General features: G+C 68.7%; 9 protein-coding genes. All 9 read left to right on the forward strand.

What is annotated here, in order from left to right:
* Positions 1-47: 47 nt before the first annotated feature.
* The 9 genes from ACWD3I_RS24130 (at position 48) to ACWD3I_RS24170 (ending at position 12,143) form a co-directional block, all read left to right on the forward strand.
* Positions 48-1,067 carry a LacI family DNA-binding transcriptional regulator gene (locus ACWD3I_RS24130; RefSeq protein WP_365407521.1) on the forward strand — a complete coding sequence of 340 codons (1,020 nt, stop codon included), beginning with the start codon at positions 48-50 and terminating at the stop codon, positions 1,065-1,067.
* A 98-nt stretch (positions 1,068-1,165) separates the two neighbouring features.
* Positions 1,166-2,509, forward strand: a complete 1,344-nt coding sequence (locus ACWD3I_RS24135; RefSeq protein WP_365407518.1) for an ABC transporter substrate-binding protein — start codon at positions 1,166-1,168, stop codon at positions 2,507-2,509.
* Positions 2,510-2,537: 28 nt separating this feature from the next.
* Positions 2,538-3,530: a carbohydrate ABC transporter permease gene (locus ACWD3I_RS24140; RefSeq protein WP_365407515.1), complete on the forward strand. Its 993-nt coding sequence runs from the start codon at positions 2,538-2,540 to the stop codon at positions 3,528-3,530.
* A gap of 5 nt (positions 3,531-3,535) precedes the next feature.
* A complete protein-coding gene (locus tag ACWD3I_RS24145; protein ID WP_365407512.1) occupies positions 3,536-4,378 on the forward strand; it encodes a carbohydrate ABC transporter permease in 843 nt (280 codons plus the stop codon).
* A 524-nt stretch (positions 4,379-4,902) separates the two neighbouring features.
* Positions 4,903-5,907 (forward strand): hypothetical protein, encoded by a 1,005-nt coding sequence (locus ACWD3I_RS24150; RefSeq protein ID WP_365407509.1) that lies wholly within the window; start codon positions 4,903-4,905, stop codon positions 5,905-5,907.
* Positions 5,908-5,990: 83 nt separating this feature from the next.
* Positions 5,991-7,694 carry a rhamnogalacturonan lyase B N-terminal domain-containing protein gene (locus ACWD3I_RS24155; protein ID WP_365407506.1) on the forward strand — a complete coding sequence of 568 codons (1,704 nt, stop codon included), beginning with the start codon at positions 5,991-5,993 and terminating at the stop codon, positions 7,692-7,694.
* A gap of 536 nt (positions 7,695-8,230) precedes the next feature.
* Positions 8,231-9,436, forward strand: a complete 1,206-nt coding sequence (locus ACWD3I_RS24160) for a DUF3500 domain-containing protein (protein ID WP_365407503.1) — start codon at positions 8,231-8,233, stop codon at positions 9,434-9,436.
* Positions 9,433-10,887, forward strand: a complete 1,455-nt coding sequence (locus ACWD3I_RS24165; protein ID WP_365407500.1) for a HupE/UreJ family protein — start codon at positions 9,433-9,435, stop codon at positions 10,885-10,887. Before ACWD3I_RS24160 ends, ACWD3I_RS24165 begins: the two co-directional genes overlap by 4 nt.
* Positions 10,888-11,453: 566 nt before the next feature.
* A complete protein-coding gene (locus ACWD3I_RS24170) occupies positions 11,454-12,143 on the forward strand; it encodes an NPCBM/NEW2 domain-containing protein (protein WP_365407497.1) in 690 nt (229 codons plus the stop codon).
* Positions 12,144-12,145 lie beyond the last annotated feature (2 nt).

Here is a 12,145-nt window from a genome sequence, read left to right on the forward strand (position 1 = left end):
GTCACCCACAGATCACACCGACGTGAAACAAACGGGAGAAAAGCGCCGTGACCGTCAGCATCACCGATGTCGCCCGCGCCGCCGGCGTCTCGGCGTCCACCGTGTCCCGCGCACTGCGCGGTCAGCCGGGCGTCTCCGACGAGGTCCGCGCCCAGATCACGACCGTCGCCGCACAACTCGGCTACACCGCATCCCGTTCGGCCTCCAGCCTGGCCAGCGGACGCACCTACACCATCGGGGTCGTCGTCCCGTACATCGGCCGCTGGTTCTTCGGCACCGTCCTCGACGCCGCCGAGAAGGTGTTCAGCGCCGCCGGCTACGACGTGCTGCTCTACAACCTGAACTCACCGGAGGCACGCAAACGCTTCTTCACCAAGCTGCCGGTGCGCAAGCGGGTGGACGCCGTCCTCTCACTGCTCATCCCCGACCTGGACGAGGAATCCGCACTGCGCTCCCTCGGAGTGCCACTGGCCACCACCGTCGGCGGCCCTCGGGACGGCTTCACGGTGGTCGGCATCGACGACCACACCGGTGCCACCAGCGCCGTACGGCACCTGGTCAACCTCGGTCACCGGCGCATCGGCATGATCTCCGGAGCCAGTGAGCCGCTGCACTGGACCACTCCGATCGACCGCCGTCAGGCGTACCTGGACGTGCTGGCCGAGGCCGGTATCGCCCACGATCCGGCACTGGAGGCGGACGGCGGTTACACCGTCGACGGCGGCGAGCGGGCCATGACCGAACTCCTCGCCGTCTCCCGCCCCCCGACGGCGGTGTTCGCCCAGTCCGACGAGATGGCGATGGGCGCGCTGCGCGCCCTGCGCCGGCACCGCCTGAAAGTCCCGGACGACGTGTCCGTCGTCGGCTTCGACGACCACGAACTCGCCGAGGTCATCGGGCTGACCACCGTCGCCCAGCCGGTCCCGGAGCAGGGCGCGGAGGCCGCCCGGCTGCTGCTGCGCCGACTCGACGAACCGGATACCGAGCCGGTCGGCCAGGTACGGATGCCCATCCGTCTGATGCTGCGGGAGACCACGGCCCCACCGAGCCCGCACAGACCCGCGTGACTCCCCGCTCCTCGTCGAGCCACCGCCTTTCGAACCCACCTCCCCACACCCCGAATCGTCGAGTTCCAGAACCCTCACCCAGCACGGAGGCACCGTCCATGAACGCCGGAAGCAGAAGGTTCCGCCGCACGCTCTGCTCGAGTCTGACCCTCACCCTGCCCCTGGTGGCGCTGGCCGCCTGCGGTGGAGGCGGCGGCAGCGACACCTCCGCCGAGGCGGGCAGCGGCAAGGGCACGATCAGTGTCTGGGCCCACCAGGGCCAGGCGGGCGAGACCGCCGCACTGCAGAACACGGTGAAGACCTTCAACTCCTCACAGAGCGACATCAAGGTCGAGCTGAAGCTCATCCCCGAGAACGACTACACCAAGACCATCACCGCCACGGGCGCCGACGAGCTGCCGGACGTGATGGAGTTCGACGGCCCGACGATGGCGAACTTCGTCTACAACAAGAAGCTCGCGCAGATCGACTCGTATGTGTCCGCGAAGACGCTGTCCAACGCCACCGACGCGATCAAGGCGCAGGGCGAGATCGACGGCAAGCACTACGGCCTGGGCATGTTCGACTCCGGCCTCGGCGTGTGGGGCAACAAGAAGCTCCTGGACGCGGCAGGCGTGAAGTACCCGACGAGCGTGGACGACGCCTGGACGGCCGCGGAGTTCGACGCGGCACTCAATGCGCTGAAGGCAAAGGACGCCGACGGCAAGGTCCTGGACGTCTCCGAGCAGTACGGTCTGGCCACGGAGTGGGGCACCTACGGCTTCTCCCCCATCGTCTGGTCGGCCGGCGGTGCCCTGCTGAAGGACGGCAAGGCCGAGGGCGCCCTCGACAGCCCGGCCGTGGTCTCGGCGATGAAGACGTTCCAGTCCTGGAAGACGTACGTCGACCCCAACACCGACGGCAACGCCTTCGCCAAGGGCAAGGTGGCGCTGAGCTGGGTCGGCAACTGGACCTACCCCGGCTACGACAAGGCCCTCGGCGACGACCTCGTCGTCCTGCCGCTGCCCGACTTCGGCAACGGCTCCAAGACCGGCCAGGGATCGTGGGCCTGGGGCATCGGCGCGAACACCAAGAACGCCAAGGCCGCGGGCGCCTTCCTGGACCACCTCCTGAGCGACGACAGCGTCGGCGCGATGACCAAGGCCAACGGCTCGGTCCCCGGCACCGAGTCCGCCCTCGCCAAGAGCGAGCTGTACAAGCAGGGCGGCCCGCTCCAGCTCTTCGCCGACCAGCTCGCCAAGCCGTGCGGTGACAGCGACATCAACAAGTCCTGCGTCGCCGTCACCCGTCCTGTGACGGCCGGGTATCCCACGGTCACCGCCAAGTTCTCCCAGGCGCTCAACGCGATCTACGGAGGCGCGGACCCGAAGGAAACCCTGGAGAAGGCAGCCCGCTCCATCGACCAGGACTACTCCGACAACGCCGGCTACGAGATCCCGTAGGCCCCCGCCGGGAAAAGGACCCACACCCGTGAAAACCGTGGAACCCGCGCACTCCGCGGCACCCGGCCGCTCCACACAGGCCTCCTCCGCACCATCCGTCAAACCCCCGAAAGCCGGGCGCAAGAACCAGGACCGGGTGCACGCCCTGCTCATGGTCGCCCCGGCGGTCGGCGGGCTGATCGCCTTCGTCGGCATCCCCTTCGGCTACGCCGTCGTGCTCTCCTTCTACAACGTGCGGCTCGGCTCCCCGCTGGAACCGTCGTTCTTCGGCCTGGAGCACTACCGGCGCCTGTTCACCGACCCCGACCAGTCCGGCCCGTTCCTGCGGGCGCTGCTGAACAACCTCACCTTCGCCGCGGTCGTCGTACCGCTCCAGACAGGTCTCGCCCTCGGCCTGGCGATCCTCCTCAACCGCAAGCTCAAGGCCATCGGCCTGTTCCGGTCCCTGTTCTTCATGCCGGTGGTCTTCCCGATGGCCCTGGTCGCCGTGATCTGGCGACTCATCCTGGCCCGCAGCGAGCAGGGCATGCTCAACTCCCTGCTCGACGCGGTGAGTCTCGGCAACTGGGGCGCCTTCGACTGGCTCGGCGACACAGCCACCGCCATGGCATCGATCGTCGTGCTGTCGGTTTGGCAGGGCGTCGGCTTCCAGATGGTCATCCTGCTGGCCGGCCTGCAACAGATCCCCGGTGAGTTGTACGAGGCCTCCGAGTTGGACCGCGCGAGCCGCTGGCAGCAGTTCCGCCACGTCACGCTGCCCGGCATCCGCGGCACGCTGGTCTTCGTCGCGCTGCTGACCTCGGTGATGTCCTTCCGGATCTTCGACCAGGTGTACATCCTCATCCGCGGCGGAGGCCTGGACGAGGACGCCACCCGAACGGTCATGTACCAGGCCGTCACCACCGCCTTCGACCAGAACAACATCGGTCAGGCGTCCGCGATCACCGTCGTCTTCTTCCTGATCGTCCTCGTCCTGACGATCGTCCAGCGCCGCGTCGTCCGGCCCGACAACGAGGACTGACCTCCATGGCCATGACCCGCACCCCCGTCCGCCGCATCCTCGACTACAGCGTCCTGAGCGTTCTGGCGTTCGTCTTCGTCCTGCCCGTCCTCTACCTCTTCCTCGGCAGCCTCAAGCCGTCCGACGAGGTCCTGAACGGACTGTCCGGCTTCCTGCCCACCCATCTGACCTTCGCCAACTACTCCGCCGTCCTCGACAGCCTCAGCTCCGACAGCACCGGCTACTTCTGGCAGTTCATGGGCGTGTCGGTACTGGTGGCCTTCGTGGTGGTGACGGGCGGGCTGTTCGTCAACTCGATGGCCGCGTACGGCCTGTCCCGCCTGAAGTGGCGTGGCCGGGAAGCGGTCTTCACCCTCGTCCTGCTGCTGATGCTCATCCCGTTCGAGTCGGTGGCCGTCCCGCTCTTCTACATGTTCAACGGACAACGCAACACCCTCTACATCCAGGCGGTGCCCTTCATCGCCAACGCCTTCGCCATCTACCAGTTCCACACGTTCTTCCGGAAGATCCCGACGAGCATCGAGGAAGCCGCCCGGCTGGACGGAGCGGGCCCCTGGCGCACCTTCTTCGCGATCATCGTGCCGATGTCCAAGCCCGTGTTCGCCTCGGTCGCGATCCTGACCTTCCTCATCCAGTGGGGCTCCTTCCTGTGGCCGGTCCTGATGGTCTCCGACCCCTCGGTGCGCCCCCTCCCCCTGGAGATCAGTGTCTTCCAGGGCCAGCAACCCCCGGACTGGGGCCAGATCCTCGCCTTCGGCGTCCTCCTGGTCCTGCCCGTACTGGTGGTCTTCGCCTTCTTCCAACGCTGGTTCGTCCAGGGCGTGGCCAGCTCCGCCGTCAAGGGCTGAGCGGAACGGGCCCGGCCGGCACCTACGCGGGTGCCCCGCCCGCCAACCTGACCGCCGTCATGCACGGGCATCGACGGAAGTGCCCTGGTCAGCGCCCCGGGCGGGGCGATCACAGGCTTCTCCCGGAGCACGGGCGTGGACGACCAGCGGTACATCGCCGCCGACATCATCATCACCGCCGAACCCCGCACGCCCAGGCGCACCATCTGGCCCTCGGGGCAACTCCGTCCTTCACCGCCGCCGTCGCGATCTCCCGGCCGGCGGTCCCACATGTCCCGTAGCGGCAGCGCGGAGGCGCCTGTGACGTCCGGGGCGCACCGGGGCAGTCGCAGAAGGTCCCTTGCCAGGTCACGAGACCAGGCATCCGGAATGCCCGAAATCGCAACAGAAATCCAGAGTTTGGATTGTTCAGTGCGCCCGGCGGGTCGCTGAAAAACGCCTCTCACCTGAACGATCGGTGACCAGAACGACCGCGACGCGCCGTCGACGGCGTCCCACCAACCCCTCAGTCAGGTTCTGGTCCCATGCGCACTCACACTCTGGTCCCGACTCTCTTGGTCCTCGGTGCCCTCTCCTTCACCGTGAGCCACTCGTCCGCCTCCTCCGCTGTCCCGGACACCTCGACCGTCAGCGCGCAGTCCGGTTCGAGCACCGCGTCATCACGTGTCCACGACGTCGACCCATCGAAGATCAAGGGCCTGCGCATCGTCAGGGACAACAGCGAGAACAGCTCCTGCCCCTTCGCGACGAGCTATCCGGACGTGCCCGGCGCCCAGGCGATGACGGTCGCGATGATGAAGGACGTGGAGCAGCGCCTGGCCATCTTCCGCTCGACGGTGTGCGAGGACGCCCAGAGCGGCGGGGAGGGCATCGAGCTCGACATCAGCCACCGCTTCCTGGTCGCTTCCGGTGACGTCCTCGGCGTCCGGCTCACCACCCAGGACCGGAGCGCCGCCGGGTCCGGGCTGTCCGCAAGGACGTACTGGTACGACGGTAAGGCCGACGCGTACCGCACGGCCCCCGGGCTCGTCGCCGGCGACTCCCGGGACGCCTTCGTCGCCGTCCTGAAGGCACGGCTCAAGGGACGTGAGGGCGTGGACGCCGCCACCCTCGATGACGTCCTCTCCGACCCGGCCTCCCGCGCCGCCGTCCTGGACGACATGGCCTTCACCGTCGACGGCGGACTGCGGGTGACCTTCGACCGCGGTGACCTGGGCGCCCCCGCCGCAGGGGCCTTCAGGGTGACGCTCCCCAAGAAGACGATCACCCCCTGGCTGTCCGCGTTCGGCGAGCGCGCCCAGCACCAGACCGTACGGCCGTCCGGCTCGCTCGACCTGGACGCGCACCACGCCCCGGCACCGGCCGTGACCACCCGCACCGTCTCCGGCGGCGACCACATCGACTGCAAGCGGGTCAGGTGCATCGCCCCGGCCATCGACGGCGGAGCCGCCGCCCCGAATGCCCTTCGCGCCCTGACCGCCCGCGGCCACTATTCCGTCGCCGTCAGCCACCTGCGCGACGCCTTCTGAGCGCACGACGCGCTCACCCCTTGTACGCCTCGATCCCGCCACGCCGGGACCCCCTCACACACGAACACGGGAACGGAACACCCATGCCGCAGCACGCCCACCGACACCTGACCCGCCGGAACGTCCTCGGCAGAACCGCCGTCGGCGGCCTCGCCCTCGCCGGGGGCGCCGCGCTCGCCGGACCCCTCGTCGACGGCGCCGACGCGGCCACGTCGGCCTTCGGATACCGGGACGACGGGCGCGCGTACGTGGTCGGCACCGGCGCCGACCTCGTCTTCAAGGTCGACCACCGCAACGGCGACCTGACCTCGCTCGTGTACAAAGGCACCGAATACCAGGGCTACGGCAACCGGAACTCGCACGTAGAGACGGGTCTGGGAACGTCGTCCGTGAGCATCCGGAAGACCGGCGGCACGATCCTGGTCACGGTGGTGCATGGCACGATGCACCACTACTACGCCGCCCGTCGCGGCGAGAACAACGTCTACATGTGGACGAACAAGGCGGACTCCTCCATCACCGCCACCCGCTACATCGTCCGCGTCCGCCCCGGCCTGTTCCCCAACAACAACCCCGACTCCTGGGACGCCCGCACCGACACCCTGATCGAGGCCCAGGACATCCGCCGCAGGCCGAACGGCACCACCCGCTCCAAGCACTACTCCAACCAGCGCGTCATCGACTACGACCACGTCGGCTGGAGCACCGGCACCGTCGGCATGTGGATGGTGCGCAGCAACCACGAGAAGGCCTCCGGCGGCCCGTTCTACCGCTCGCTCATGCGCCACCACTACGAGGACGGCGCCGGCCTGTACGAGATCCTCTACTACGGCGAGAACCAGACCGAGCCGATGCGCTTCGGCCTCCAGGGCCCCTACGTGCTGGCCTTCACCGACGGCTCCGCGCCCTCGCCCGCGCTGCGTCACGACCGTGTCGACACCTCCTGGGTCGACGGCCTGGGCCTGGCCGGTTGGGTCGGCCGGAGCGGGCGTGGGCGGGTCGCGGGGGTCGGCATCACCGGCCGCGACAAGGCGTACGCCTACACCGTCGGGTTCTCCAACGCCGACGCGCAGTACTGGACCGAGGCGGACCCGGCTACCGGACGTTTCATGTCCCCGTACATGCTGCCCGGCACTTACACGCTCACCGTCTTCAAGGAGGAACTGGCGGTGCACACCACACGGGTGACGGTTACCGCCGGGCGGACTACCCCGCTGCACACCCTGGCGATCGGCGCGGACCCGAGCAGCAAGTCGGCCATCTGGCGGATCGGTGACTGGAGCGGCACACCGCGCGGCTTCAAGAACGCCTCACTGATGACCACCATGCACCCCTCCGACGCACGGGCCAGGCCCTGGACCGGCGCCGCCCACACCGTGGGCACGTCGTCGGCCAACGACTTCCCCTGCTATCAGTGGGCGGACATCAACAGCCGCCTGAAGATCCGCTTCAAGCTCACCGCACAGCAACTGGCATCCGGCCACACCCTCAACGTCGGCATCACCACGGCGTTCGCGAACGGCAGGCCGCGAGTCCGGGTCAACGACTGGGTCTCGGCCCTCCCCGCGGCCGCCAAGGAGCCGACGACCCGGTCACTGACCGTGGGCTCCTACCGCGGCAACAACCACACCTTCGGCTACGCCGTCCCTGCCAGCGCCTGGATCAGGTCCCCGGACGCCTATCAGGAGGTGACCCTGGACATCGTCAGCGGCTCCGGCGGCAATGCCTACCTAAGCGCCGGCGTGTCGTACGACGTGATCGAACTCCTGCCCGGAGCCACCTGGTAGGTCCGGAATCCGCTCGCCGACACCTGGGTGCCGACGGCGTTGTCGGGGACAAGGGCACGGCCCAAGCTTCCGGCTCGGCGGCGCCTTCCCTCTGTCGCTCTCCGTCGGAGTGTTGGCGAATCACGCGGGCTCCTCCGAGGCCTGCCCCGGCTCGGTCCTGTTCGGCGTCGCGTCCGGCAAACCGGAGCACGGAGGCCTGCCGACGGTAACGACGGCGGAGGGGTGCCAGGAGGGCGGTCGTCTCATGACGCATGCCTGTTTCGGCGGCTGAAGGCGCGATGAGCGAAACCTGTGAACCAGCACAGCATATTTCCTGCTTATGTGGCGCTCGTCACTCAAAAGGGACAGGCCCGGCGGCTCGGGCGTTGAGCTGTCAACAATATTGCTGATAGTTCTCTCATCCAGCGCGCGCTTTCCCCGGGCGTCGCCGTCCTCCGAGTCGGCGACGCCCCCGCCTTTCCTTTCAGGGAGTGTTCGTGAGCAAAGAGAGAACACGTCGGGCCCGTAGCCGACGGACTTGGCGAGGTATAGCGGGCGTGGCCGCCGGTGTGGTCCTCGTCGGCGGTGGATTCGTGGCGGCCAACGCCGCGACGAGCTCGAGCGACGCGAAGAAGGCCGGGGTCCACTACCCGGTCGACAAGAAGGCCAATGGCGTCGCGGCCGTGGTCAGCGCGGCCAACGCGTTCCTGAACACGCTGGACTCCGACCAGCAGGCGGCGACGGTCCTGGACTACTCCCAGGCGAACGCGACCGCGTGGTCGAACTTGCCGTGCGGCTCGTCCTGCCGGGTCGGCATCCAGACGGGTTCGCTGAGCGCCGACCAGCTGGCCGCCCTCAAGAACGTGTTGAAGGTGGCCCTGGGGACCGGCAAGGGCACCGGCTACGAGCACGTCCTCGAGACCCTCCTGGCCGACGACCAGCTGGCCTCGGCGGAGGGCTCGGGCTCCGGACCCGCCGCACCGTCAGGCGACACCTCCACCTCGGCCGACCCCTCGGCCTCCGCCTCGGCAGACCCGAGCGCCACAGCCAGCGACGCCCCGACGGGCGCCCCGCCGTCCGGCGGGACCGGCGGCGGCGCCGGTGGCGGGTACGGCAGCGACATCTACTTCCTGGCCTTCCTGGGCACCCCGTCGGCGGACGGCACCTGGCAGCTGCAGTTCGGCGGCCACCACCTCGCCGTGAACGTCACCTACAAGGACGGCAAGGTGGCCGGCGCCAGCCCGTTCTTCACCGGTGTCGAGCCCACCAGCTGGACCGCGGACGACGGCACCGCGTACGAGCCGATGGCGAAGTTCCGCAACGGCATGCTCGCCCTGACCGGCAGCCTGAGCACGGAGCAGCTGGCCAAGGCCAAGCTGTCCGAGTCCTTCAACGACGTACTGCTCGGCCCGGGCGAGGACGGCCAGTTCCCGGAGACCAAGGAGGGCATCAAGGCCAGCTCACTGTCCCCCAAGCAGCAGAAGCTGGTCCTGGCGGCGATCCACCCGTGGGTCGCGGGCGTGGACGACGCCACCGCGAAGAAGCTCATGAAGACGTACGCGCGTGAGCTGAGCAAGACCTATGTCAGCTACTCCGGCGGTACGGGCCTGGACACCCAGGGCGACTACGTCCGCATCGACGGCCCCAGCGTGTGGATCGAGTTCGTCTGCCAGAACGGCTTCGTCTACCAGGACAAGGTTCACTACCACACCGTGTACCGGGACCACACCCGCGACTACGGCAGCGAGTTCTCCTTCTCATGACCGGACCGCGAAACTGGCTGACTGCAGCGCTGACACGCATGGTGGCCGGGATCGCGATCGTGGTACCGGCGACGCTCCTCCTCGGGGCGTCGCCGGCCGCCGCGCATCCGATGCCGCACTCTGTGGTGGAACTCGACGTATACGAGACGTCGGTGAGCGCACGGCTGGAACTGCCCGCCGACGACTTCTCCCGAGCCAGCGGGATCGACCTGAGCGACACCACCCAGGCCACGCTGGCCAAACGGGCCAAGGCCATCCGGACCTACCTCGGCAACCACATCAACCCGACCAGCACCGGGATCAAGGCCTGGCACGTCAACGTCGGCGACCTGCGCCTCAGCAGCACCGAGCAGACCTCCACCGGCCCCTACCGGGAGCTGGTCGCCGAGGTCGTGCTCACCCCGCCGGCCGGCGCCGACGTACGGCACTTCACCTTCGACTACGACGTCATCGTCCATCAAGTCATCACGCACACAGTCCTCGTGACAGTTCGTCAGGACTGGGCCAGCGGGCAGGTCGCCGAGGCGGGCACCACCCAGGTCGGCACCATCCGGGTCGACACCCGCACCATGAAGGTCCCAGCCCTCAAGGTCGACCTCGGCGAAGGCAGCGCCTGGCGCGGCTTCCTCGCCATGGTGAAGCTGGGCGGCGACCACATCCTCACCGGCACCGACCACCTGCTCTTCCTGCTGATCCTGCTCCTGCCCGCGCCCCTCGCGGCCACCGCAGGACGGTGGGCCGGGCTGGTCGGCGCGCGCTCCGCGCTCGCCCGGATCGGCCGGATCACGCTCGCCTTCACCGCCGGGCACTCCGTCGCGCTGGCCGCGACCGCGCTCGGCCACCTGGACATCCCAGGTTGGCCCGTCGAGGCGTTCATCGCTTTGAGCATCCTCATCGGCGCCGTCCACGCGATCCGCCCGCTGTTCCCCGGCCGTGAGGCACTCGTGGCAGGGCTCTTCGGACTCGGCCACGGTATGGCGTTCTCCTTCGTCCTGGCCGAGATGCACCTGTCCACCGGACAGCTCGTAACCAGCCTCCTCGGCTTCAACCTCGGCATCGAGCTGGTCCAGCTCCTCCTGGTCTGCCTCGCCCTGCCCTCGCTGCTGGTCCTCGCACGCCTGCGCATCCAGCCCGTACTGCGCCTGACCGGCGCCGCACTCACCGGCACGGCGGCGCTCGGCTGGCTGGCCGACCGCCTCGGCCTGCCCAACCCCGTCGCGCGGGCAGCCGACAGCGCCGGATCCCACACGACCGCGATGCTCGCCGCCCTCGCGGTGACCGCACTCGCCGCCACCGCCTGGACCCTGGCCACCCGCCGGCACGCACGCCACGGACCGGCCGAGACCCCGACGGCGGCATGTCCCGAGGGCGATGGACCCCACACGGCGACGACAGGTGAGCCGTACGACCGGAACCAGCCGGCGGAGACCGCCGACTCGGCGACGACATAGATCCGTTGAGGGCCGCCAGCGGATGACCCGGGGGCCGCGCCGCAGACCGAGGGTGTCTCGGAGCAGCAGGTCGGCCCCCGACCACCGCAGCGCGGGGCTGCCCACGTCGACTGCAAGCGGGTCCGGTGCATCGCGCCGGACTCCGGCCACCCCGTAGACCACGGCCGTGCTGAACTGCCTGGTGCGTCACCACTCGCGGGCCACCTTCGTCACCGTCAGCCAGCTCAGCGGTGGACAGTTGGGCCGTGTAGCCGTCAGGGTCGTCGGCCGAGTCGTAGACGGGTCGGACCGCGCATGGCAGGCGTGCGCTGCGAGCGCGCGCCCTCTGAATGTCTCGAGCGCTCTCAGGTGAGTCGGCAACTCCGATGTTGTCGCTGTGCCGGGTCCCTACTGTTGTGGCAGCCGTGAGAGGGAAGGACAAGCTCTCCTCCCTGACGACCTGACACGGCATCACTCATCAGTCATCTCATCGCTCGAGTGCCGGAACGGTCTCCCGGTCGTACGACGGCGGTCGACGGCCCAAGACCGGTTCCCGGCCCGGAGCACGGACGTTCGGGGGGACAGAAATGGATCTCAACAAGAAGACGGACAGCGACAGGGACGAGCGGCGTAGTCGCCGTCGCTGGGGCGTCATCCCGCGCTGGCTGGAGGTCCTCGCCATCTGCATGGCGACCGTGGCGGCCGGCTTCTTCGGCGGCAGGGTCACGGTGGTCCAGGCCGACGCCCCCGCACCGACCGCCACCATCACAGCAACGGTCACGGCGACACCCGAACCCAAAGTCAGTGCCAACGTCGAAACGGATCCACCGACGGACGATCCGACAACGCCCGAACCGAGCACACCCGAGAACGCCTCCAGCGTCTACCTCGCGGACCTCGACCCCGTAGAGGGGGACCGAAGCGTCCAGCCCATCACCGTCCACGGCCAGCACTACGCCAAGAGCATCACGCTCACCTGCAGCAGCAGCGGAACCAGCGTCGTCTACAGCACCAGCGGATACACCCAGCTCCAGGCACAGGCCGCCATCGTGGCCGACTCGCCCAACGCGATCGGTTCCATGGGGACCATCAAGGTCACCAACGCGGCCGGGGACCCGATCGGCAAGGACGCCACCATCCAGTCCAGCAAGGCCACCGAACTCTCGGTTGACGTCACCGACCAGGACCAGATCCAGATCGCCTGCGTGATGACGAAATCGGGCGACGAGGACGGCTGGTACTTCTACGGCGGCCTGGGCGATGCCACCCTGTCCTGAAC

It is taken from the genome of Streptomyces sp. NPDC002817 (assembly GCF_053592055.1).